Origin of the sequence: Streptomyces sp. NPDC005794 (assembly GCF_042871445.1) — a bacterium.
Lineage (GTDB): Bacteria > Actinomycetota > Actinomycetes > Streptomycetales > Streptomycetaceae > Streptomyces.
The window spans coordinates 1-22,591 of the sequence record NZ_JBIAIN010000012.1 but is presented as its reverse complement, the minus strand read 5'-3'; the positions used below and the strand labels follow the sequence as shown (position 1 = coordinate 22,591).

16 protein-coding genes, 2 pseudogenes and 1 riboswitch are annotated in these 22,591 nt (G+C 70.2%); of the genes and pseudogenes, 9 read left to right on the top strand and 9 right to left on the bottom strand.

Annotation, left to right across the window (positions count from 1 at the left end; all coding sequences use genetic code 11):
• Positions 1-534: 534 nt before the first annotated feature.
• The 5 genes from ACFYQ5_RS20115 to ACFYQ5_RS20095 all read left to right on the top strand — a co-directional run bounded on the left by ACFYQ5_RS20115 (position 535) and on the right by ACFYQ5_RS20095 (position 5,527).
• A complete protein-coding gene (locus ACFYQ5_RS20115) occupies positions 535-732 on the top strand; it encodes a hypothetical protein (RefSeq protein ID WP_389199143.1) in 198 nt (65 codons plus the stop codon).
• A 95-nt stretch (positions 733-827) separates the two neighbouring features.
• Positions 828-906, top strand: a riboswitch (cobalamin riboswitch).
• A 122-nt stretch (positions 907-1,028) separates the two neighbouring features.
• Positions 1,029-2,135, top strand: coding sequence for a FecCD family ABC transporter permease (locus ACFYQ5_RS20110; RefSeq protein ID WP_389199141.1), 1,107 nt, complete (start codon positions 1,029-1,031; stop codon positions 2,133-2,135).
• Positions 2,135-2,908: an ABC transporter ATP-binding protein gene (locus ACFYQ5_RS20105; RefSeq protein WP_389199139.1), complete on the top strand. Its 774-nt coding sequence runs from the start codon at positions 2,135-2,137 to the stop codon at positions 2,906-2,908. The genes ACFYQ5_RS20110 and ACFYQ5_RS20105 overlap by 1 nt, the downstream gene beginning before the upstream one ends.
• 41 nt (positions 2,909-2,949) lie before the next feature.
• Positions 2,950-3,966: an ABC transporter substrate-binding protein gene (locus ACFYQ5_RS20100; RefSeq protein ID WP_389199137.1), complete on the top strand. Its 1,017-nt coding sequence runs from the start codon at positions 2,950-2,952 to the stop codon at positions 3,964-3,966.
• A 145-nt stretch (positions 3,967-4,111) separates the two neighbouring features.
• Entirely contained in the window at positions 4,112-5,527 is a 1,416-nt protein-coding gene (locus ACFYQ5_RS20095; RefSeq protein WP_389199136.1) for a PepSY-associated TM helix domain-containing protein, read from the top strand.
• A 324-nt stretch (positions 5,528-5,851) separates the two neighbouring features.
• On the opposite strand, the gene ACFYQ5_RS20090 is transcribed toward ACFYQ5_RS20095, so the two are convergent.
• The gene (locus ACFYQ5_RS20090) at positions 5,852-6,454 is read right to left on the bottom strand and encodes a TetR/AcrR family transcriptional regulator (RefSeq protein ID WP_389199135.1); all 603 of its coding nucleotides are present in this window, start codon (positions 6,452-6,454) and stop codon (positions 5,852-5,854) included.
• A 111-nt stretch (positions 6,455-6,565) separates the two neighbouring features.
• Between ACFYQ5_RS20090 and ACFYQ5_RS20085 the strand changes: the two genes are divergently transcribed.
• Positions 6,566-7,576 (top strand): NADP-dependent oxidoreductase, encoded by a 1,011-nt coding sequence (locus tag ACFYQ5_RS20085; RefSeq protein WP_389199436.1) that lies wholly within the window; start codon positions 6,566-6,568, stop codon positions 7,574-7,576.
• Between the two features lie 297 nt (positions 7,577-7,873).
• On the opposite strand, the gene ACFYQ5_RS20080 is transcribed toward ACFYQ5_RS20085, so the two are convergent.
• The 7 genes and pseudogenes from ACFYQ5_RS20080 to ACFYQ5_RS20050 form a co-directional block, all read right to left on the bottom strand.
• On the bottom strand, positions 7,874-12,202 hold the full coding sequence (locus ACFYQ5_RS20080) for a hypothetical protein (RefSeq protein WP_389199133.1): 4,329 nt from the start codon (positions 12,200-12,202) through the stop codon (positions 7,874-7,876).
• Positions 12,199-12,645, bottom strand: coding sequence for a hypothetical protein (locus tag ACFYQ5_RS20075; RefSeq protein ID WP_389199131.1), 447 nt, complete (start codon positions 12,643-12,645; stop codon positions 12,199-12,201). The genes ACFYQ5_RS20080 and ACFYQ5_RS20075 overlap by 4 nt, the downstream gene beginning before the upstream one ends.
• A gap of 363 nt (positions 12,646-13,008) precedes the next feature.
• Positions 13,009-13,689 carry an ATP-binding cassette domain-containing protein gene (locus ACFYQ5_RS20070; protein ID WP_389199130.1) on the bottom strand — a complete coding sequence of 227 codons (681 nt, stop codon included), beginning with the start codon at positions 13,687-13,689 and terminating at the stop codon, positions 13,009-13,011.
• A complete protein-coding gene (locus tag ACFYQ5_RS20065; protein ID WP_389199128.1) occupies positions 13,686-14,645 on the bottom strand; it encodes an ABC transporter ATP-binding protein in 960 nt (319 codons plus the stop codon). Before ACFYQ5_RS20065 ends, ACFYQ5_RS20070 begins: the two co-directional genes overlap by 4 nt.
• Positions 14,635-16,380 carry an ABC transporter permease subunit gene (locus tag ACFYQ5_RS20060; RefSeq protein WP_389199126.1) on the bottom strand — a complete coding sequence of 582 codons (1,746 nt, stop codon included), beginning with the start codon at positions 16,378-16,380 and terminating at the stop codon, positions 14,635-14,637. Before ACFYQ5_RS20060 ends, ACFYQ5_RS20065 begins: the two co-directional genes overlap by 11 nt.
• Complete coding sequence (locus tag ACFYQ5_RS20055; protein WP_389199124.1) at positions 16,377-17,864, bottom strand: ABC transporter substrate-binding protein; 1,488 nt, start codon at positions 17,862-17,864, stop codon at positions 16,377-16,379. The genes ACFYQ5_RS20060 and ACFYQ5_RS20055 overlap by 4 nt, the downstream gene beginning before the upstream one ends.
• A gap of 284 nt (positions 17,865-18,148) precedes the next feature.
• A pseudogene (locus ACFYQ5_RS20050) lies at positions 18,149-18,448 on the bottom strand (MBL fold metallo-hydrolase); the annotation flags it as partial.
• A gap of 125 nt (positions 18,449-18,573) precedes the next feature.
• On the opposite strand from ACFYQ5_RS20050, the pseudogene ACFYQ5_RS20045 reads away from it, so the two are divergent.
• Positions 18,574-18,699: pseudogene (locus ACFYQ5_RS20045) on the top strand (IS5/IS1182 family transposase); the annotation flags it as partial.
• A gap of 25 nt (positions 18,700-18,724) precedes the next feature.
• Here ACFYQ5_RS20045 and ACFYQ5_RS20040 read toward each other — a convergent pair.
• Positions 18,725-19,678 carry a LysR family transcriptional regulator gene (locus ACFYQ5_RS20040; RefSeq protein ID WP_389199123.1) on the bottom strand — a complete coding sequence of 318 codons (954 nt, stop codon included), beginning with the start codon at positions 19,676-19,678 and terminating at the stop codon, positions 18,725-18,727.
• A 167-nt stretch (positions 19,679-19,845) separates the two neighbouring features.
• Here ACFYQ5_RS20040 and ACFYQ5_RS20035 point away from each other — a divergent pair, with 167 nt between their 5' ends.
• Positions 19,846-20,970 (top strand): PrpF domain-containing protein, encoded by a 1,125-nt coding sequence (locus ACFYQ5_RS20035; protein ID WP_389199121.1) that lies wholly within the window; start codon positions 19,846-19,848, stop codon positions 20,968-20,970.
• A 105-nt stretch (positions 20,971-21,075) separates the two neighbouring features.
• Positions 21,076-22,332 carry an SLC13 family permease gene (locus ACFYQ5_RS20030; protein ID WP_389199119.1) on the top strand — a complete coding sequence of 419 codons (1,257 nt, stop codon included), beginning with the start codon at positions 21,076-21,078 and terminating at the stop codon, positions 22,330-22,332.
• The last annotated feature ends 259 nt before the right edge of the window (positions 22,333-22,591 follow it).

Here is a 22,591-nt window from a genome sequence, read left to right as displayed (position 1 = left end):
CCTTCTTTCATGCGTAGGGCATACACGTAGGGCCTGGCCGGCTAGGCCCTACTTCAGCGACCGGGGCCCGACGCCTTCATCACGAGCTTGTGAGAGCGGGCAGGACCTTGACGCAGACCGCTCGGTGCCACACACGCGCGAACTCGCGGGAGTGCAGTTATCACTCCTTGATGCCTCGCTCTTCCAGGACATCACCGCCCCAGTAATTTCGCATCCCAGGCCCAGACACCAGAAAGCAAACAACCCCTGGGATTTGGTGTGCAGGGACTGCTGCGCGGACAGGTGACAGTGAGGGCCCATCGATCCGGTCCGGCCGTGACGGTTCAGGGGCGTGGACGGACTTCGTGACCTGAATGGCGATCCGCGGGTCGGAATGGGCGATGCAGCCGGCCACGCCGCCCCGGCGTGCGACCGCGTTGTCCAGCGCGTTCACTGCGAGCCCCGGACGAGGTCGTAATGCGGTAGCCGAACTCCGGGTCATGCGCGAACGTGCTGTTCGACGCCCACCGCGGGCCACTTCGACAGCGTCATCTCATGGACGCCGAAATCCTTCGCGATCTACGCAAGGAACAGGAACATCAACATCCTTCCAGTCACCTCATCGTGCAGCAGCCCCTGCGCCAGTCCCGATCACCGAACAGCACCCAGGCCTGGCTGGTCGCGTGGCGCGACGTGAGCGAGCACACGGTGTTCCTCGTTCGGAAGGTGGCGGCAGAAGGTCGTCCCGGGTGACCTGAGCCTCGGCAACGACGGCCGGGTCACGCGAGCGTGCGCCGATTCCAGGCGGGGAGGCGTGGAACAGGCGTTAAGCTGCAAGCGCCTCGTGGGGGAAGTCCGGTCGAAGTCCGGCGCTGACCCGCAACGGTAGGCGGAGCCCTCCTACAGGGGTCCGTAAGCCCGATTACCTGCGGTGGTGAAGCTCCTGTCGATCGCCGTGGACTGCGAGAGGTGCTGCGCATGGCGCCTGGCGCCCGGAGCCGCTCCTTGGATTACGTGGGTGCACGGCCCGAGGCGAAAGTGAACCGTCTGTGGCCACGCTCAGCGACCGCCTGCCCGCCCTGCTGCGCCGCCGCATGAGCGGCGGGCCCCCACCACTACCCGAGCGCGTGTCGTTGCCTCTGCTCGTGGCCGGCCTGTGCGTCGCGCTCCCGGTCTCCCTCGCGTGCGGGTCGGGCATCGGAGCGTCGGGCATCTCGTGGAGCGAGGCGCTGCATTACCTGTGGGCGGGGCTGACCGGTGGACCCATAGCCCCGGGCGAGGTCTCCTCGTACACCATCGTGTGGGAACTCCGCTTCCCACGCGCCGTGCTGGCCGCGGTCGTCGGCGCCGGTCTGGCGGCCGTCGGCGTCGCCGTGCAGGCCATGGTCCGCAACGCGCTCGCGGATCCGTTCGTCCTCGGTATCTCCTCGGGTGCGGCCGTCGGCGCCAATGCCGTGCTCATCTTCGGCGTGTTCGGCGCGCTCGGAATCTGGGCCCTGTCCACGGCGGCGTTCCTCTCCGCGCTCGCGGCCATGGTGCTGGTGTACGCGGTGGCCAGAACCCCCCGGGGGCTGACACCGCTCAGGCTCGTGCTGACCGGGACCGCGATGTACTACGGCTTCTCGGCCGTGACCACGTTCATGGTGTTCGCCGCCGAGCACGGTGAAGCCGCTCGGTCCGCGATGATGTGGCTGCTCGGCAGCCTGGGCGGGGCGAACTGGTCCTCCGTGCCGATCGCCGCCGGCGCCGTGCTGGGGGGACTCGTCCACCTCGGCTGGTCGGCCCGGCGTCTGAACGCCCTGGCGATGGGCGACGAGACCGCCGCCGCGCTCGGGGTGGACCCCGGGCGGCTGCGCAAGGAACTCTTCCTCACCAGCGCCGCCGTCACCGGAGCAGTGGTCGCGGTCAGCGGGGCGATCGGCTTCGTGGGCCTGATGGTTCCGCACGCCGCACGGATGCTGGTCGGGGCGGACCATCGTCGTCTGCTGACCGTCGCCCCCCTGGCCGGCGCCGTGCTGCTGATCTGGGTGGACATCCTGTCGCGCGTGGTGCTCGCGCCCGCCGAACTGCCCCTTGGCGTGCTGACGGCCGCGATCGGTGTGCCGTGCTTCGTCCTGCTCATGCGCCGCCGTACCTACACCTTCGGAGGTGTGTGATGCGGGTCGACATCGACGCACTCACCGTGGAGATCGCTCGTACGAAGCTGGTGGAGGACGTCACACTGCGCGCGGGAAGCGGGCAGGTAGTGGGGCTCGTCGGGCCCAACGGCAGTGGTAAGTCCACCCTGTTGCGGTGCGTCTACCGGGCTCTGCGTCCCACGGCCGGCGCGATCCGTCTCGGCGGTGACGACCTGCTGTCCATGAGCACGCGCGAAAGCGCACGTCGCCTCGCTGCCCTTCCGCAGGAGGTGGCGGCGGAGTTCGACTTCACCGTTGCCGAGGTCGTGGCCATGGGCAGACTGCCGCACCAGCGGCCGGTGGCCCGAACGACCGACGAGGACCGCCGGACATGTGGCGCCGCGCTGAAAGGAGTCGGCGCCGGCCATCTGGCCGACCGCGGATTCCTCACGCTCTCCGGCGGCGAGAAGCAGCGCGTCCTGATCGCCCGCGCACTCGCGCAGCAGCCGCAGGTGCTGGTGCTGGACGAACCCACCAACCACCTGGACATCGCCCAGCAACTGGAAGTCCTGGCCCTGGTACGCGCCAGCGGGCTGACCGTGCTCACCGCGCTGCACGACCTCAACCTCGCCGCGCTCCACTGTGACGTCATCCACGTCATCGACGGCGGACGGATCGTCGCCTCCGGCGCACCCCACGACGCCCTCACGCCCGTGCTGCTGGCCGAGGTCTTCGGCGTCCGGGCGCATCGCGTTGCCCACCCCGAAACAGGCGCGGTCCACCTGCTCTTCGACCGCCTCCCCTCTCAGTAGTCCGCCTGCCCACGGCCCCGCCCTCAGAAGGAGTCACCGCCATGCCGAATCTCGCACGGCCCGCCGCCCTCGCCCTGGCGTTCGTCCTCACCGGCTGTGGGGCGGACGTCGCCTCGGAGGGAGAAGAGGGGAACGGCGCTCGAGCGTCCGACCGCCACTACCCGGTCACTGTCGAGAACTGCGGCGAGAAGAAGACGTACGCGAAGGCCCCACAGCGCGTGGTCACCAACGACGTCGGCATCACCGAGATCATGTTCGCCCTCGGCCTCGAGAACCACATGGCGGGATACGTCATGCCTGACGACAAGGGCGACCCCACGACGGTGCCCTGGAAGGACGGCTACCGGAAGACCGTGTGGCTCTCGAAGGAGCGGATCAACAAGGAGCTGGTCCTGGACGCCGGCGCCGATCTGGTCTTCGCGGGCTGGAACTACGGATTCAACGAGGGCGAAGGCTTCACACCTGCCGCGCTGCAGCGTGTGGGCATCGACTCGTATCTGCTCAGCGAGTCGTGCCGCAACGGACGGGGCAAAGCCCGCGGGGTGATGGCACCGCTCGACGCCCTGTACACGGATCTACGGAACCTGGGCAAGGTGTTCGACGTCGAGGACAGGGCCGAAACCCTCATCACCTCGTTCCGCGCGCAGGTGGCCGAAGCGCAGGCGAAGGCTCTGAAGGGCGATGACAGGCCGCGGGTGTTCCTCTACGACAGCGGGCAGGACAAGCCGTTCACGTCCGGCGCCTACGCCGGGCCCCACGACATCATCACCAAGGCCGGCGGCGACCACATCATGAAGGACCTCGAGGACAGTTGGACCGCCGTGGGCTGGGAGACGGTCGTCGCCCGCGACCCCGAAGTCATCGTGATCAACGACTACGGGGACACCACCGCGGAACAGAAGCGGCGGTTCCTCACGTCCTACGAGCCGCTCGCGAACGTGTCCGCCATCAAGAACGACCGGATCGTCGTCCTCGACTACGTCGACCTGGTCGAAAGCCCGCGCAATCCCACCGCCATCAGCTCACTGGCTGCGGATCTACGGAGCCTCAGCTCCTGATTCCACGGACTGTCCTTCCTGCGTACTCCTGCCGCTTTTGGTGATGTAGACCACAGCTGGGGGCGGGAACTAATCTGCGTATCAGCCGACTTCTGGACCGGCTGACCTTGGTCTGCCCACGCCCCGCGCCTTCAGGAGAGCAGCCTTGCCCGTCGAACCAGCAGTCCGTGCTTCAGCCGAAGAGCAGGAAACCCGGGCGCCCGGCGGATCGGGAGGCCGTGGCGCATGGGCCTCCCTCAGGCCGCTGGTGTTGAGACTTCACTTCTACGCCGGTGTGCTGATAGCCCCGTTCCTCCTGGTCGCGGCCGCGACGGGTCTCCTCTACGCCGGTTCCTACCAGGCCGAGAAGATCGTGTACGCGGATGAACTCCGTGTTCCTGTGGGGAAGAGCGAGCTGCCGATCTCGCAGCAGGTGGCAGCAGCCCGCCAGGCACATCCGGAGGGGAGGATCAGTGCGATCCGCCCCTCTCCGGAACACGGTGCGACGACACGAGTTCTCCTGTCCGGCGTGCAGGGCGTGGCCGAGGGCCACACGCTCGCGGTGTTCGTGGACCCGTACTCCGGCGAACTCGCGGGGGCACTGGAGCAGTACGGCTCGACGGGCGCGCTGCCGCTGCGTACCTGGATCGACGAGTTCCACCGTGATCTCCACCTGGGCGAGACCGGCCGCCTCTACAGCGAACTCGCCGCGAGCTGGCTGTGGGTGATAGCCGGAGGCGGCCTCTTCCTGTGGTTCGGAAGGCGTAGGGCCCGCCGCAAGGTGCGCGGCACGAGTGGACGCAGGCGCACGCTCTCCCTGCACGGCACCGTGGGGGCATGGGCGGCGACCGGGCTGTTCTTCCTTTCCGCCACAGGTCTGACCTGGTCGACGTACGCCGGCGAGAACGTGTCCGACCTGCGCGCGGCCATCAACCAGACGACGCCGACCGTCTCTGCTGGCATCGCGTCCGGAGGCGAACATGCCGAGCACATGCAGTCGGGCGGGTCCGGCGGCACGCCGGACAAGGACGTCGGCCTGGACGCCGTCCTGGATGCCGCTCGCGGCGAGCGGCTTTCGAATCCGGTGGAGATCGTGCCGCCGGTCGACGCCTCCTCCGCCTACGTCGTGAGCCAGATCCAGCGCAGTTGGCCCGAGAAGCAGGACGCGGTCGCCGTCGACCCGGCCACCGGCGAGGTGACCGACGTGGTGCGGTTCGCCGACTACCCGCTGCTCGCAAAGCTGTCCCGCTGGGGCATCGACGCGCACACAGGAATCCTGTTCGGCCTGGTCAACCAGTTGCTTCTGGCCGCCCTCGCCGCCGGTGTGATCGTGCTGATCCTTCTCGGCTACCGGATGTGGTGGCGGCGCGGCCGCGGCTCTGCCTTCGGCCGTCCCCTGCCGCGTGGCGCTTGGCAGAAGGTCCCGCCCCATGTACTCGTGCCGCTGATGGCCGGTGTTGCGGTGGTGGGCTACTTCGTGCCGCTTCTCGGTATCCCACTGGCAGTGTTCCTCGCCGTCGACATCCTCCTGGGCGAGATCTCCTATCGCCGTGGAGAACGCACGTACGCGCCCGCCGACTGACTGCTGACTCGTTCCCCGACGCTCGGGAAGCGTGAGGAGCGCGGCACGCCGGTCATCCACCGTGGCACCCGGTGGGTGGTGACCCTTCCTGTCCCGTGTCACGTCCCGGATGGCGAACGGTGCTCGATGGACACCCGGGCGCGCGACTCGGCGGCTCGGAGTGTCCAGGAAGGTGTGCGAGAGGGCCCTCCCGCTCGCGAAAGGGCCTTGACCGTGGCACATCGATGGGAGCGACGCGATACGCGACGTCACCCGGCGTCGCGGCGGCCTGCAGCCGGCAGCCGGCAGCCGTACGGTTCGAGGATCTCCGGCTGCGGAGCGACGTCAGGACCGCCGGCGCGTGCCCAGGTGGCCGTGTCCGCCGGAGACTTCGCTGCTCGCCGGATTCGTCAGGACCGCGCTCGCGACGACGTCGAAGAGGTGATCGGCGCGTGGGGCGAGCGAGGGTTGATCACTGAGCCACGCGAGCGCCGCTACCAGCGCGAACAGATCGGTGCCATCCATGTCGGCCCGCGCCTCGCCCGTGGCCTGGGCTCGGGCGAGGAGCCGCGCACCGGCGGCGCGCAAGGTGACGCACGAAGCGTGGAGTGCGGACTCGGTGTCCTCGATGGCTGCTGCCATCAGCACTGTCACGCCCCGAAACTCGGTTGTCCACGCGACGCAGTCGCGCAGCCACGAAACGAGAGCGTCTTCGGGCGAACTCGACGTCTCGAGCTCGCTCGCCCTTGCCGTCAGCTCGTCGAAGCTCGTGCGGAGCAGGGCGTCGAGCAGCGCCTCGCGCGTCGGGTAGTGACGCAGCAGGGTCGCGAGCCCGACGTCGGCCCTGCGCGCGATGTCGCGCAGCGATACGTCGACGCCTTGCTCGGTGATGGCGTCGCCCGCTACTGCGAGCAGGTGGTCACGGTTCTTCCTGGCGTCGGCCCGCATCTGCCCCTCTTGACTATCTGGATCAGTGGTCCATATATTCGGATCAGTGGTCCAGTTATATGGATCGCTGATCCGGATAAGCCTATCCCGCAGCACGGGCAGGAGAAAATGATGCCGACACACACGATGAGGGCGATCCGGCTCCATGAGCACGGCGGCCCCGGAGTTCTGCGTTACGGCGAGGCGCCGATTCCCGATCCGGGGCCGGGTGAGGTACTCGTTCGCGTGCACGCGGTCGGCGTCAATCCTCCGGACTGGTACCTGCGCGGCGGGCTGACCAAGATGCCCGGGGAGACGGAATCGAGGGTCAGTCTGCCGGTGATTCCGGGGACGGACGTATCCGGCGTCGTCGAGGCCGTCGCCGCGGACGTGGAAGGCTTCTCCGTCGGCGACGAAGTCTTCGGTCTTCTGCGTTTCCCCAGCTTCGACGGCAGGGCGTATGCCGAGTACGTGGCCGCACCGGCATCGGACCTCGCACGCAAGCCGGCCGGCATCGACCACGTGCACGCCGCCGGGGCGCCCATGTCCGGGCTGACCGCGTGGCAGTTCCTGATCGAGGTCGGACACGATCACCCCTCGCCCTTCCAGGAGGCACGGCATCACCCGACGGCACTCGGTGCCGGCACGACGGTGCTCGTCAACGGCGCTGCGGGCGGCGTGGGGCACTTCGCGGTACAGCTGGCGAAATGGCGGGGCGCCCGTGTCATCGCGGTGGCATCGGGCGCGCATGAATCGTTCCTGAACGAGCTCGGCGCCGACCAGTTCATCGACTACACCAGGAGTCGTCCCGAAGAACTCGTGCACGATGTCGACCTTGTTCTCGACACCGTCGGCGGCCCCGACAGCAAGCGTTTCCTGCGCACGCTCAGGCGCGGCGGCCACCAGTTCCCCGTGCTCCCCGGGGACTTCGACGAAGAAGAGACCGCGAAGCTGGGCGTCACGGTCTCGAGCGCCCAGGTCCGCTCGAACGGCGCGCAGCTGGCTGAACTGGGGCGCCTGCTCGACGCGGGCACGGTGCGCGTCGCAATCGACAGCACGTTTGCGCTCGCGGATGCCCGAGCAGCGCACGAACGCGCCGCCCGAGGGCACATCCAGGGCAAGATCGTGCTCACGGTCGCTTAGCGACAGAGCCGCTTCACCGCCACGTCCGGCGCCCGTCCGCGGGACACCGCTGGCCGTCGGGACGCCCGACGCGCGAAGAGCTCGGGGCCGTCCGGCGACCGGCGTCCGGGCAAGCCGGACCAGATCGTTCCTGCCTGGTGTCCGTCATCCACTCCGCCGACTCGGCCCGCGTGCTCCGCAGTACTGACGGGCCACCGCGGCCGCACTTGAGAAAGAACAGATCGTCGATCACGTACACCTCCGCTCGCGCGGAGAGCAGGTGCGTCGAGCCGACCGTCCAGGTCCGCTCGATGCCGGTCAGGCGCACGTGTCGACGTAGGGCGCACCCGGGACGCGCTTCTTCCACTCCTCGCGGGTCAGGCCGCCGCCCGCCACCATGCAGGCCATGGCGATGGGATCGGCGGTGATCTCAGGAAGGCGGCCGAGGTCCCAGACCAGGGCTCCGCCGTCACGGCTGACGGTGACGGCGTAGCGGCCGTCCGGGCGGAAGGCGATGTCCATCACCTCCTTGTTGTGTCCGTTCAGCAGGGCGGCCTGGTGGATCCGAGCGGGGTCGGCCACGTTCCACAGTCCGACCTCACCAGTGCTCTGAAGTCCGGCCACGAGCGTTCCCCCAGGGTGGAAGGCGACCTCGCCGATCTCTTTGCCGGTCTCCGGCACACTGCCGACCCGCCGTGGCTTGCGCGGTTGGGTGACGTCCCAGAGCATGACGTCGTGGTCGTACCCCTGAGTGGCGAGTACGGAGCCGTCCGGCGAGAAGGAGGAGGTGCCGTGGCTGCCCGGCAGTTCCACGACGTCAGAAGAACCGCCGTTCGGCTCCCGGAGCTGGTGCCCGTTCACCGTCAGCAGCTTTCCGTCAGGGGCGACAGCCCCGCCCGTGGCTGACAACTGGAGGAAGGTGCTGAGGCGTTCACCTTCCGGGGACATCACTCCAGCCTGTGGCCGGGCCCGGTCGGATATGTCCCAGAGGCGGATCCCCGCGCGCACGTAGCCGACTGCAAGAGTCCTGCCGTCCGGGCTGATCGCAATGCCCCAGACGAACCCCTCTCCCGGTATCACCGCCGTGCGCTTCGACCGGCGGGGGTCGGTCAGATCCCACAGTGTGACGTCCTGCCCCCACCCACCGGTCGCCAGGGTTCTGCCGTCCGGGGTGAATGCCGCAGCGGCGAGCGCCGGACCGCCGCCCGTCACCGTGTGCACGGATGTGGGATAGCCCCAGCGTTCGAGATCCCAGCGCAGCACCCGGCCGTCGTCGTCCAAGGACGTGAGCCGCTTGCCGTCCGAGGTGAACGCCATCGTTCTCACGCCGCCGCTGTGCCCCACGAACCGCGCAAGGGCCTTCGACCGTGGAAGGACTCTCATGTCGTACAGCGCCACGCTACTGTCCGAAACGTCGCCGGCCGTCGCCAGTCGCGTGCCGTCCGGACTGAACGCCATCGTCGTCATGGGGCCCCGTTGGGCCGGCCAGTCCGCAACGGGCACGGGCTTCGCGGGCGTACGTACGTCCCAGACGTGAACTCTGTTGCCCTCGGTGGCGGCATAGTACCGGCTGTCTGGGCTGAAGGTCATGTGCTCGCCCATCTTCGGCAGCCGGGTGAGGTTGCGCGGCTCCGACGGGTCCGTGATGTCCCAGAACGTGGATCCTGACCCCGAGACGAGTGAGTTCCGGTCCTTCGGTTCCTCCTTGAAGGTGACAAGGTCCGTGGAGCTGACCAGGGTCCGGCCGTCCGGGCTGAAGAGCACGGATGAACTGTCGTAGACGTCGCGCAGCACGGCGAGCCGGCGTGGCGCGCCTGGCTCGCGGATGTCCCAGAGTCCGACAGCACCGTGGGTACTGTCTTGGCCGGCGACGGCAAGGAGTGTGCCGTCAGCGCTGAAGGCCACTCCGTCCGGCCGCCGGTTCAGGCGCGGAAGCTGGAGCGTGGCGACGGACGGGAGGACTCCTGCGGTTGGCGGATCGGCAATACTCCACAACGCGACTGTGCCTTCCTCGCACATTCCCGCCAGTATCCGGCCGTCCCCGCTGAAGGCGAACGTGCTGGCGGCGAGGGAGTCGTGGACGACCGTGCAGCCGGTGGGACGCACCGCAAGGCGGGTGCGTGCGGCCTTGTCCGTGATCCGCCACAGGGCCACCGCATCGTTCTTGTCGACGGACGCCTCGAGCGTGCCGTTGTGGTTCAGCATCGGCTGATCGTGCACCTTACGGTCGTCCGCCGAGCTCGCCAGCGCGTTCGTCCGCGTGAGCGTGTCCACGATCGCTGCCCGCGCTTCGGTGGTCGGCTTGAGCTCGTCTGCTGCCAGTCCCAGTCGCAGGGACAGCAGCGGATGCTCGTCTCGCTCGCTGCGCGCCCCCTCGACCAGTGCCCGCTGCAAGGCCACCGTCCGTTGCTCGCGTGCCGTCGACCGCTGATGGAGGGCGACCGAGGTCGCGATCAGCGCAAGACACAGGCCCAGCGCAACCCCGGCCAGCGCCCCCTTCAGACGTCGGGCACGGCGTGCCTCGTGGGTCTGCTCGGCACGTTCGGCGTCGTGGCTCGCCGTCAGGAACTGTTGGTCGAGGCGGGGCAGTTGGCGATGCCGCAGCCGTTCCTCGCGCAGCAGAGCGCGGGCGTCCTCCAGGCGACCGCCCCGGAGATGGAAGTCCGGGTGCCGCTCGGCCGCTTCCCATGCCTGGGCAGCCTCGGTCAGGCGCTGGCGTGCGACCAGACCGTCGCGATCCTCATTGATCCAGCGGCGTAGCCGGCTCCAGGCGCGCAGGAGTGCCTCGTGGGAGATCTGGGCCCCGTCCCGGTCCACCGTGATCAGGCGCGCCGCGGCGAGGCGATCACGGATGGCGGCGGCGGCCCGACGCTGCGGCGGTGTGAACCCGTACAGCAGCGTGGCTTGGTCCACGCGGCGCCGTACGACGGCTTCGCTGCCCTCCGCGCCCGGTGCCGTCAGGTGGATCAGCCGCATCAGCAGCTCGCGCAGCACCTCCTGGCCGTCCGGGTCGAGTTCCTGGTACAGGCTTTCCATAGTGGTGGTGATGGAGTGCCAGATGCCACCGGTGGTTTGGTAGCCGGCCAGGGTGAGGGCAGTCCCGCTGCGAGCGAGCCAGGTTTCGCGCAGTGCGTGGGCGAGGAAGGGCAGCGCGGATTCGGCGTCCGGCGCCGTGCGCAGATCGTGCAGCAGCCGGCCGGTGAGTCCGGCTTCGAGTGTCAGGCCGACGGCCCGGGCGGGCCGCTCGATCACGGCCCGCAGCTCGTCGCCGGTCATGGGCGGTACGGTCACTTGGCCGTGCCGCAGAGCCCGCACGAGCAGTGGGTGTGCGAGACAGCTGCCGTACAGGTCTGCGCGGAGACCAAGCACGACGCGCGGGCCGGTCGCGAGGAGCTCGATGAACCGCTCACGTTCCGCCGCGTCCTCGCAGCGGGTGAAGATCTCCTCGAACTGGTCGACCACGAGCAGGCGGCAGGGCACCCGCCCGGGCAGTGGTTCCGGCAGGCGGCCGTCGGACGCGGCGAGTTGTTCGTGGACTGCGGCGGGATCAAGGCCGGTCGCCCGCCCCCACAGTTCGGCGAGCGCCCGCACCGGCTTGGCCCCGGGCGCGGCGAGCAGCAGGGCCGGCCAGAGCTCGGGGGCCGGGGCGCCGGCGTGGCGCCGTTCGAGTCCGGCGAGGAGTCCTGCCCGCAGCAGCGAGGACTTGCCCACGCCGGAGGCACCCACGACCACGACCGGTATCTCGGCGTCGGGCGCGCAGACGGCGTCCAGTAGCCGTTCGGTCAACTCGTCACGGCCGAAGAAGTGGCTGCTTTCGGCGGGGCTGAAGGTCTCCATGCCGGGGTACGGGCACGGCACGTCGGCGGGCGGGAGGACGGGAGCGGTGGCCCCTGTCGCACGATAGGCACGGTTGCGGGCGACGGGGAGCGTGCCCAGAGTGCCCTCGCCCTGGCGGCGGGGGCGGACCGGCTCGTCCCGGAAGTGGCGGTCGAGGGCCACGTAGAGGCTGTCCATCGTCAGCCACAACGGTCCTGTCGGATCGCCTGTGGTCAGCAGTTCCAGCAGACGCCCGCTGAAAAGCGTGTGGCGCTCCCCCGGCGGCGCGAAGGACAGGTCGTAGCCTGAGGCGGAGGTGAGCAGCAGACTGCCGTCGGGCCGGGCGGAGGCGAAAGGCTCCCATGCCTGTCCCGCACCGCCGGCCGGTGCAGCGGCCCGGCCGGAGAAGCAGCAGTCGAGCACGACGATGCTCCCGCCGAACGCGTCGCTCAACAGATCCCGCAGGGTGCGGTACGAGACAGCCCCGGAGATCCGCTCCTGGTCGGAGCTCGCGTACGTGGCGAGATAGAGCTCGTCGGCCGGGCCGAGCAGGCCGTGGCCCACGTAGTAGAGCAGTACGGGCCCGGTGGCCTCGGCGACCGCCCGCTCGACGGATGCGATCACCTCGGCGGCGGCGGCACCCTCCCGCACCCGATGGATCCGGTCCGGGCCGGTGATCCCGCACACGTCGCGCAGTGCCGACTCGAGGTCGTCCAGTGTGGTGGCCACGGCGGGCAGATCCGGCAGCTGCGAGCCGGGCACATGGTGCCCGGTGCCGATGAGGACCGCGTGTGCGCCCGATCTCGCAAGGCCGGTCCCCTCGTCAGTCACGGCAGCAGCGGCGTCGGCGGACGACCGTCGGTGGAGGCAACAGTCCGGCCGTCAGCCTGGCTGGGGGCCGGGGTCTCGGCCACACCGCCGAGCGCGGCGGCCAACTCACGTGCCAGCTGGGCGTTCTGCTGCGCGTCCAAGCCCCTGACGCGCGTGGATGAGATCGTGATCTCGGTCCCGTCGGGACGGATGACGGTGACAGTCTGGTCACCGCGGCGGCTCTGCACCCACGCGACCACGGCACCGGCGAACACGGCGGCTACCCCGCCCGGTGCCAGCATGGCTATCAGAGCATCAGCACCCAGGCCCATGGCGTCGGGCGGCAGGGGCTCCCGCAGCTGCCCGCGCACTCTTCCGCGCAGTTCCGGTTCCTCCGACAGGAGGCGCCGGAGCTCCAGCAATCCGCCGGAGTCGCCGCCCTCGACCCTGATGACGACGCGCATGCAGGCCTCCATTCCACGCCATCCCGTTGCTCAAATCCTAGCTCCCAACGCCTTTGCTGCGGCGAGTAGTCAGGAGCTCGTGACGCGATTTTGTCGAAGTGCGTACGGAACTACTACCGCGCCACGGCAGGCTCTTACGCCGGCGCACCGCCGACGACGGCGGCCTGCCGCGCTCCTTCTCGGCGATCGTCCTCGGCATCCAGGAGGACGCCGACAGGGCCCGGTGGACGGCAGGGCCGTGCTGTTCACGGCGTTGCCGGCATGCCCGGGCGTGATGGAGCGCCGTGCGCTGTTCTGCGCACGGGCGGACCGGGCTGCGTTCCGCGAGGCTCGGAGGCGCCGCGCGTACGTCCGGTGCACCAGTCAGGGGTGGACGGTGCGCCCGTCCCGCATCTCGACCACCCGGTCCGCGAAGTGCCGTACGACCGCCCGGTCGTGGCAGATGAACAGGTAGCCGAGACCGAGTTCGTCCTGGAGATCGGCGAGCAGGTTCAGCACGCCGGCCCGCACGGAGGCGTCGAGTGCCGACACCGGTTCGTCGAGAACGAGCAGCCGCGGTCCGGAGGCGAGGGCGCGGGCGATTCCGGCCCGCTGGCACTGACCGCCGGAGAGTTCGTGCGGGCGACGGTCCCCGCACGACGGGTCGAGGCCGACCCGGTCGAGCAGCTCGGCCACGCGGGCGGGTCCGTCGGCCGGGTTCCACCTGCCGTGCACCTTCAGTGGCTCGGCCACTGCGTCGCGGATGCGGTGGCGGGGGCTGAGCGAGCCGTAGGGGTCCTGGAAGACCGGCTGCATGCGCGGGCGAAGCGGGCGCAGTTCGCGTTCCGTCAGGGGTGTCAGTTCCTGCCCCTCGAAGCGGACGTTCCCGGCGTCAGGCCGGCGTAGCTGGAGCACTGCCAGGGCCGTGGAGGACTTGCCGCACCCGGAGGGGCCGTTCAGGGCGAGGGTCTCACCGGCGTCCAGTGCGAATGAGACATGGTCCACGGCGGTCACCGGCCCGTAGCGGACCACGAGGTCGCGGACGTCCAGCAGGGGGTGGTTCACACGAACTCCTGGAGAGCGTCGAGCCCGTCGGCGGCATGATGGCAGGCGACCAGGCGTCCGTCCACGGTCCGTAGTTCGGGTTCGCGGTCGCGGCACGGGTCCGTCGCCGACGGGCAGCGCGGAGCGAAGGCGCAGCCCGGTCCGAGGGCATCCGGCGCGAGTGGGGTGCCGCGGAGCACCGGCAGCCGGCGGCGCCGGGGGCCGTCCTGCGGGAGCGAGGCCAGCAGGCCCGCCGTGTACGGGGCGCGCGGACGGCCCAGGACCTGCCGGACCGGGCCCAGTTCGGTTGCCCGGCCCGCGTACATCACCAGCACGCGGTCCGCGTGGTCCCGTACGACGTCCAGGTCGTGGGTGACGAGGACCAGCGCGGCGCCGACGGCCTCCCGCTGCTCGGCGAGCACCCGCAGCACCTGCTCGCGGCGGTCCTCGTCCAGTGCGGTGGTCGGCTCGTCGGCGATGACGACATCGGGCTCGTTGACCGTTGCCATGGCGATCACCGCGCGCTGTCGCATGCCGCCCGAGTACTCATGCGGGTAGGCCCGTGCCCGGCGCGCGGCGTCCGCAATGCCCACCCGGTCCAACGCCGCCACGGCCCGGGCGTGCGCCTCCCTGCGGGACAGGCGCTGTACCGACCGTACGGCGGCGGCGAGTTGGTCGCCGACAGGGTGGACAGGGGAGAGCGCGGACAGGGCGTCCTGGGGGACGAGGGTGATCCGGCGTCCGCGTTCGGCGACGAGATCGGCGGAGTCCCGCAACCGCACGCTGCCGCTGATGGTCGCGCCGCGCGGCACCATGCCGAGCAGCGCCCGGGCGGTGAGGGACTTGCCCGCGCCCGACTCCCCGACGAGGGCGAACACCTCGCGCGGGTGGACGTCGAAGGTCAGTTCGCGCACCGCCTCGACCGCGCCGAAGGCGATCCGCAGGTCACGCACCGACAGCAGTGCTTCAGACTGCATGGGCAGTCACCTTTCGTACAGTGCGGCCGGTCGTGCGCCGGTCTCCCCGGCCCTGCGCGTACGCCGCACCCGACACAGCCAGTCCCGCCAGCAGGGCCAGCGCGGCGGCCGGTGCGAGGGCCGCCCAGGGGGCGCGTTCCACGTAGGCACGGGACTCGTCGAGGAGTAGGCCCCACTCGGGGGCGGGCGGCTGGGCGCCGAGGCCGAGGAATCCCAGGGAGGCCAGGGCGAGGGCGATGCCGGGCAGCCGCAGCAGGGCGTGGCGGGCGACCGGGGCGGCGACGGACGGCAGGACATGCCGGGTGAGGATCCACAACGGTGGTGCGCCTATGGCGCGTTGGGCGGTCAGGAACGCCGACGCCCGTACCTCCTGCACCAGCGCCGCCGCATGCGCCGCCAGGGGCGGCCAGGAGATCAGCGCGACCGCGAGGGCCGCTCCGCCCGTACCGGGACCTGCAGCCGCCGCGACCAGGATGCCGACGATCACCGGCGGCAGCGCGTTGGCGATGTCCGCCGCGCCCGCCGCGACGCCGGGCAGAAAGCCGAGGACCAGGGCGACCACCAGGCTCAGCAGGCACACGGCCGCCGCCGTGCCGACCGTGGAGGCGGCCCCGTGACCGAGCCGGGCCAGCACGTCGCGGCCCAGCCCGTCGGTACCCATCGGGTTCGACCACGAGGGCGGGACCAGCCGCGCCGTGGTGTCGACCGCGTACGGGTCGCGGAGCAGGCCCCAGCCGATCGCGGCCAGCAGCAGGGCGCCGAGGGCGGCCGGGACCGCCGGGTGCGCCCGGACCGGGCGGGCCGGTGGCAGCGCGAGCCCGGCGTCGCGCAGGGCAGGGCCCAACAGGCGGCGGCGTACGAGGGCGGCCAGCGCTCCGGTGACCAGGCCCAGGGCGAGCAGAGCGAGAACGGCTCCCTGGAGCAGCGGCAGGTCCTGCGACTTGGCCGCGCCCAGCGCGGTACGTCCGATGCCGGGCACCGCGAAGACGGTTTCCACCGCGACCGCGCCACCCGTCAGGCCGACGGCGACCATTCCGAACTGCGGTACCAGCGGCGGCAGTACGCGACGCAGCGCAGCGGCCGAGACAAGGGTGCGGCTCACTCCCGCTCCCCGCCACAGCTCCACCCATCGTTCGTCCAGAACGGCGGGCAGCGCGTCCGCGACGAGCCGCCCGAGCAGGCCACCCGCAGGGACGCCGAGCGCGAGTGCGGGCAGGACCATGTACTCGGGGCCCTGCCAGCCGGACGTCGGCAGCCACCCCAGCCACACTCCGCACACCAGTAGCGCCACGGTGGCCAGGAGGAACTCGGGCACGGCGGCGGCCATGGCGGCGAATGCCCCGGCTGACCCCCGGCCCCGCACGAGAACGGGTGCCACCAGGGCCACAGCCAGCAGCATCGCCACGACCAGCGCTGCGCCCATCAGGCCCAGCGATACCTGGAGCCCGGAGACGACGGACGGCAGGATGTCCGTCCCCGACACCCAGGAGGTACCGAGGTCGCCGCGCAGGAGCCCGGTGGCCCAGTCGCCGAGCAGGGAGAGCGGGCCGGCGTCCAGGCCGAGGTCCTGGCGGATCGAGGACAAGGCCTCCTCGGTCGGCTCCTGTTCGGCGGACCGGGCGCGCAGCACGGTCAGGGCCGGGTCCCGGCCGGAGAGCCAAGGCAGCAGGCCGACGGCGGCCAGTGCGGCGGCGAGGGAGAAGGCGCGGGTCACCCCCGCTGTGGTCGGCCTCACTTGATGTGAGTGTCAACCGTGACCAGTTCCCGCTCGCGCGGGTCGTGGGCCGCGCCGACCACGTCGGCGGCGTCACCCTGGATCACGCGCTCGTGGAGCATCGGCACGGCTGCGTCGGTGGCGAGTACGGCGGCCTCGGCGTCGACGACGGCTCGGCGGCGGGCGTCACCGGTCGGCGTGGTACCAGCTTCGTCCAGGGCCTTGTCCACGGCCGGGTCGGCGAGCTGGGGGATGTTGAACGAACCGTCGGTGGCGAAGTCGCTGTACAGGTACGCGGCCGGGTCGCCGGAATCGAGGACGGTGGCCCGGGAGAGGATGAACGCGTCGAACGCGCCCGCCAGGGCGTCGGACTCGATGTTGGCGTACTCGCGGACTTCCAGCTTCACCTGGAACCCCGCTTTCTTCAGTTGCTGTTGCAGCGCGGCGGCGACTTCAGGCAGTTCGGCCCGGTCGGTGAACGTACCGATGGTGATGCTCCTGCCCGCCGGATCACCCGACTTCGCACGGCGCGCCGGCTCGCGCAGGTCGGCCGCCCACGGCAGAGCGGGCCCGAGCAGCCCCTCGGCGACGTCGGCTCTCCCTTCGTACACGCCCTTCACGATCGACTCGGCGTCGATGGCCTCCCGGGCCGCCGCCCGCAGCGCCGGGTCCTTGAAGGCACCCTTCCCCGTGTTGAGGTACAGCGTGTTGGTGCGCGGCATCGGGACCTCGGTGATCAGGTCCTCGTCCAGCAGTGCGGCCTGCGAGACGGGCACCGCCTCGACGATGTCGGCCTCGCCGCTGCGCAGGGCGGCGGCGCGGGCGGTGCCGTCGGGCACGAACGTCACGTCGATGCCGGGAGCCTTGGCCGTGCCGCCCCAGTAGTCGTCGTAGCGGTCAAGGGCGGCGGAGGAGGTGCCGTTGACCTTGGCCAGCTCGAAAGGACCGGTGCCGGCACCGACCGGACTCACCGTTTTCCCCCGGTACGCCTTCGCCGCGAGGATCGACAACTGCGGGGAGCTGAGCCGCTGCGGGACCAAGGGATCCTCCTCGGCCGTAGTGACGACCACGGTCCCGGCGTCCCCCTTCTTCGCCGTCAGCTCGACGCCGTCGAGGATGCGGGGCTTGGGGGAGGCGCCAGCTGCCTTGGTGAGGGAGCGTACGACGGCCTCAGCGTCCAGCCCGGTGCCGTCGTGGAAAGTGACGCTCTCGCGGAGGGTGAAGGTCCAGCTCCGGCCGGACTGCTTCCACCCGGTGGCCAGCGCCGGCTCGGCGTCGCCGTCCGCGTTCAGTCTCACGAGCGTCTCCGCCGTGGACCAACGGGACAGCTTGAAGGCGTCGTCGGAGAGCGGGGACAGGCCCGAGCGCGGCGGCTGCATCATCGCGACGCGGAGGCGCTCGCCCGCGCCGTCGCCGGTGGCCACCGTGGACGCGAAGCAGCCTGTGAGCAAGGTGGAGGCGGCAAGGACTGCGGGAAAGAGCAGGGGACGGGACGGGACGCGCACGGGTCACTCCGAGTAAAAGGCAGGTCAAAGGTTGAGCGTGCGACGACCGTAGCATGATGATAATCATTTTCAGAGATGGGGAAACGTCCGCCCGCGGTCGGCCCACGCTCAGAACCCAGCCTTCTCCTTCAGCCAGACCTCGTTCAGCCAGACCTCGTTGTGACGGTCGCCCTCCAGGACTGCCGGGGGTCGCAACACCCCTCCCCTGCACGCAGGATCCCGGTCCTCGCGCGGCAGATCACTCAGCATCCGAGCGAGTCGCTCGGCATCGCCGTTGCCTTACCTCACCGCTCGCCCGCAAGATCGACTTCCTCCCGGTGCACCGGTGCCGCACCCGCCACCTCCGGACGACGCCACGGGTGCGCAATGGGCGCCGACACCGCACGCCACCACGCATCCGAGGGAAGCTCACCGGACGGCTCGAACGGCTCACCCGGCCGAGGGAACGCCACCGCCTGCCCCACTTCCCCGGCAGCATCCGTCATCCACTCCCCCGGCTCGGCCCACGGATGCGGTGCGAGGTCGAACGTGCCCCAGTGGATCGGCAGCAGCACACCGTGCGGCCGGCCGCCCTGCAGGTCAAGATCGACCTGTCCCGTGCCGTGCTCGACTCCACCCACAGGAAAACCGTCATGTCCGGTTCGGCGGGAGGCCGCTCGGAACAGGACTCGCCCCACGGCGAGCACCTCACCGCGCGGCCGACGCAACGTCCTGGCTCACCGGCTACCGCAGGCTCAACCACCGCTACGATCGCCACCCCCGCAACTACCTCGCCTTCCTCGGCCTCGCAGCCGCCATCTGCTGCTACAAACGACTCCGCCGACTCACCACATAGGACCCGGTCTAACTATGCTGGCCCTTCAGCCTCGTCGGACCGCTCCGAGCTGGGCCCGGTTCAGACCAGGGGCCTGGAACCGCTGTGCCACCGCGCGCAGGACTCGGGCCATCGCCAGGGCGGGCGGAGTGGCGGCTCGGGCCCGGGCTCGAGCCAGAAGGACGCGACGAGTAGGGGCGGGCACGTCAGAGGCGAAGGGGAGCAGCCGGACATCGCTGCGGCGGCTGGTGAGCGCCAGCCGGGGCGCCAGGGCGATGCCGAGCCCTGCGGCCACCATGGCCTGCGCCTCCTGATAGTCGTGTGAGGCATAGGCGATGCGCGGCTCGAACCCGGCCTGACGGCAGCTGCGGCGCAGCACGTCGGCGACAGGGTGGTTGTCGGCGCGGGTGATCCATTCCTGATCGGCGAGGTCTCCGAGGCGTACGGAGGGGTGCGAGCGCAGCGGTGAGTCCGCGGGGACCACGAGCACCGTCGGGTCGTCGAGCAGATGGGTGAGTGCGAGCGCGGGATCGTCGATCCGGTTCCAGCCGTAGTCCCACAGCAATGCCTGCTCCACCTCGCCGGTGTGCAGCATCTCCCCCAACTCCGCCAGGACCCCTGCGCGCACTTCGATGCGAATTCCGGAGTGGCGGCGGCGGAAACGGGTCAGGGCGAGCGGGAGCAGCGAAGCGCTCGCCGTCGGGAAGGAACCGAGCCGCAGCGTGCCCTGATCGAGGTCGGCGAAGGATCCCAGGTCGGCCTGAGCGGCGCGCAGCTCTCGGCGGATCGCTTGGCCTCGTTCGGCCAGGGCGGCGCCGGCTGGGGTGGGGCGGATTCCACGCGGAAGCCGCTCGACGAGCGGCTGGCCGGCCTCGCGCTCCAGCAAGGACATCTGCTGAGAGGCCGCGGAGGTGGTCATTCCCATCGCCTCTGCGGCGGCGGTGAGTGAGCCGCGTTCGGCGGACTCGGCGAGCAGCAGGAGACGGCGCACGTTCAGCATCGTGAGAGTTTAGCTCAGCTAAACCCAGGTGAAGCAGACTGCCATTGTGCCCAAGTCACGCCTCTGCAAAGGTCGTCGCATTCGCCGGAGCGGTTCACTCATTGGCAACGCGCCCGTAACCGTCCTCCGCGTCCTTCACCGGCGTTGATCGAGAAAGAGCCTCAGACGTGCACACACCCGCGACCCTGGTCCGCGGTGGCACCAGCAAGTGCTGGCTGTTCCACCAGGTCCATGTTCCCGCCGAACGCGCTGCCCTGGAGAAACTGCTGGTCGCGGCCTACGGTTCCGCCGACCCGGTGGAACTCGACGGGGTCGGCGGGGCCACCCCCACCACATCCAAGGCTGCCGTGGTGAGTGCCTCGCCCGAACCCGGCACCGACATCGACTACCTCTTCGCCCAGGTCGGCATCGGCACCGGCTCGGTGGAGTGGACGAGTAACTGCGGCAACTGCGCAACGGGCGTCGCTCTGTACGCGGTCGCAAAGGGCCTGGTACCGATCACCGGTGATCAGACCCGTGTGGTGATGCGCAACACCAACACCGGCGCCGTACTCGAAGGGCTCGTGGACACCGCCGGCGGCGTGGTGCACGACTTCGGCACGCAGACGGTGCCGGGCACCCTGGCGGGCGGTGTCGCGGTCGGCCTCACCTTCCGCGAGCCGGCCGGCAGCACCACCGGCTCCCTCCTGCCCACCGGCGAGGCCGTGCAGGAGATGAGGGTCGTCGGTTCCGCGGATCCGCTCCTGGTGAGCATGGTGGACGCCGGCGCCCCGGTCATTCTCGTTGACGCCATAAGTGCTGACCGCACCGGTTCCGAGACGCTGCAGCAGATGCGTACGGACGCGCCCTGGCTACGCAGCGTCCGTCATGCCGCCGCACCACTGATGGGCCTGCTCGAGCCCGGCCAGGAACCCGGCGACGCTGTCCCCAAGGTCGGTCTGGTCGGCCGTGCGGCCCCCTACACCACGACGCTCGGAGAGTCCGTGGCGGCCGAGGACTACGACGTTTCGGTGCGCATGCTCAGCATGAACTCCCCCCACCCCGCGATCGGTTTGACCTCCGCCGTAGCCGTCGCGGCCGCGGGCCTACTGAAGGACTCAGTAGTGCATCAGGCCACCGGCGGCCCTACCGGCGAGTGGTTGCGTCTGGGCACTCCCGCCGGAGTGGTAGCGGTCCGCTGCTCGCACGTACAGGACGGTCTGCCAGGCCGGGTCACCGTACAGCGGGCGGCGCGACTGCTCGCGGACGCCCGAATCTACGTGCCCGAAGCAGGCTGGCCACAGGCCGCCTGACCCGATGCCCGTCACCCCATAGGGCCCTGTACGCGCCCGTGTCCCCCGGGTTGGTCTCGCGCGCCTCGGGGCGCGCGCTGCCCTGCCCCCGCCGCACCAAGGACAATGATGTCTGCTGAATTGATCTCCATAGGCGCACTGCTGGTGATGTTCGTGGTCGGCACCATCTTGCCGATCAACCTCGGCATCCTCGCCTTCGTCGCCACCTTTGCCGTCGGCACCGCCTCACTGGGCCTCACCGAGGACGAGATCTTCGAGGGCTTTCCGGTCGAACTCTTCGTGACGATCGTCGGTGTCACCTATCTGTTCTCCGTCGCGCGCCGCAACGGCACCATCGACTGGCTCGTCGGGGCCGGGGTGCGGCTGGTACGCGGCAAGGTGGCGCTCATCCCCTGGGTGCTGTTCCTGGTCGCCGCGACGCTCACGGCCTTCGGCACCTTCACCCCTGCCGCCGTAGCGCTCCTCGTGCCGATCGCGATGAACTTCGCCTACCGGTACAAGATCAACCCGCTTGTGGCCGGCATGATGGTGATCAGCGGGGGGCACGCGGGCGCGTTCTCCCCCCTCGCGGTGTCCGGCGCACTCGTACTGGGCCTGGTCGACGACACCGAGCTGCACGTCTCGCCCGTGGCCCTGTTCAGCGCCAGCTTCGCGATCAACCTGCTGCTGTCGGTCATCACGTACGTACTCCTCGCCAAGCGTCCCGCCCCACTCGCGGAGAATGCGCACGAGGAGGCCGACGACGAGGAGCACGCCGAGGCCGGCAGGCTCGACTGGCGCCAATGGCTCACGCTCGCCTGTCTGCTCGCGCTGGTCATCGGCGCGCTCGGTTTCCATCTGGAGATCGGCTTCCTGGCACTGTTTGCCGGGGCACTGCTGGCGCTGCTGGACATGAAGCGGCAGGAGAAGGCCGTGGACGGCATCAGCTGGTCCACCCTGCTGCTGGTGGCGGGCATGATGACCTACATCGCCATGCTGGAGAAGGCCGGCATCATCAAGGACATCTCCGAGCACGCCGCAGACCTCGGCTCCCCGCTGGGCGTCGCCCTGGTGCTCTGTTTCACCGTAGCCATCACCTCGGCGTTCGCCTCCTCAACGGCGATCCTCACCGCGATCATCCCCCTCGCAGTGCCGCTGCTGCTCTCCAGCCACCTCAACGCCGCCGGTCTGATCGCGGCCCTGGCGGTGTCCACCACGATCGTCGACACCTCTCCGTTCTCCACCAACGGCGCGCTCGTACTCGGCAACGCCCGCGGAGTGGACACCCGACGCTTCTACCGCCAGGTCATCAGCTACACCGGCGGCATCGTCGCGGTCGGCCCCCTCGTCGCCTGGGGAACCCTCGTGCTCCCCTGGTCGTGACCACCGGGCATGGCGTCCCGAGTGCGCCGAACGCGGACCGCGTTCGGCGCGCTCAGGACGTCGTGCTGTGCGTCCGCTGCCGCAGCTCCACCCAGGCCGCAGGCGTGCGACCGGGCGAGGTGGACCAGAAGGGGTGCCAGTGGACCACGCTCCGCTGCAGCGGAGGGAGTGTCATGAATCAGGTGTGGATCTCCCCGAAGGAGTGAGCCTGATGAGTACGACAACTGGTCACCTGATCGAGAGTGTCGACGGCGTGTCG

Coding starts and splice junctions, on each gene's coding strand:
- ACFYQ5_RS20115 (WP_389199143.1), top strand. CDS start 535: ATGGACGCCGAAATCCTTCGCGATCTACGCAAGGAACAGGAACATCAA.
- ACFYQ5_RS20105 (WP_389199139.1), top strand. CDS start 2,135: ATGCGGGTCGACATCGACGCACTCACCGTGGAGATCGCTCGTACGAAG.
- ACFYQ5_RS20100 (WP_389199137.1), top strand. CDS start 2,950: ATGCCGAATCTCGCACGGCCCGCCGCCCTCGCCCTGGCGTTCGTCCTC.
- ACFYQ5_RS20090 (WP_389199135.1), bottom strand. CDS start 6,454: ATGCGGGCCGACGCCAGGAAGAACCGTGACCACCTGCTCGCAGTAGCG.
- ACFYQ5_RS20085 (WP_389199436.1), top strand. CDS start 6,566: ATGCCGACACACACGATGAGGGCGATCCGGCTCCATGAGCACGGCGGC.
- ACFYQ5_RS20075 (WP_389199131.1), bottom strand. CDS start 12,645: ATGCGCGTCGTCATCAGGGTCGAGGGCGGCGACTCCGGCGGATTGCTG.
- ACFYQ5_RS20065 (WP_389199128.1), bottom strand. CDS start 14,645: ATGCAGTCTGAAGCACTGCTGTCGGTGCGTGACCTGCGGATCGCCTTC.
- ACFYQ5_RS20040 (WP_389199123.1), bottom strand. CDS start 19,678: ATGCTGAACGTGCGCCGTCTCCTGCTGCTCGCCGAGTCCGCCGAACGC.
- ACFYQ5_RS20030 (WP_389199119.1), top strand. CDS start 21,076: ATGATGTCTGCTGAATTGATCTCCATAGGCGCACTGCTGGTGATGTTC.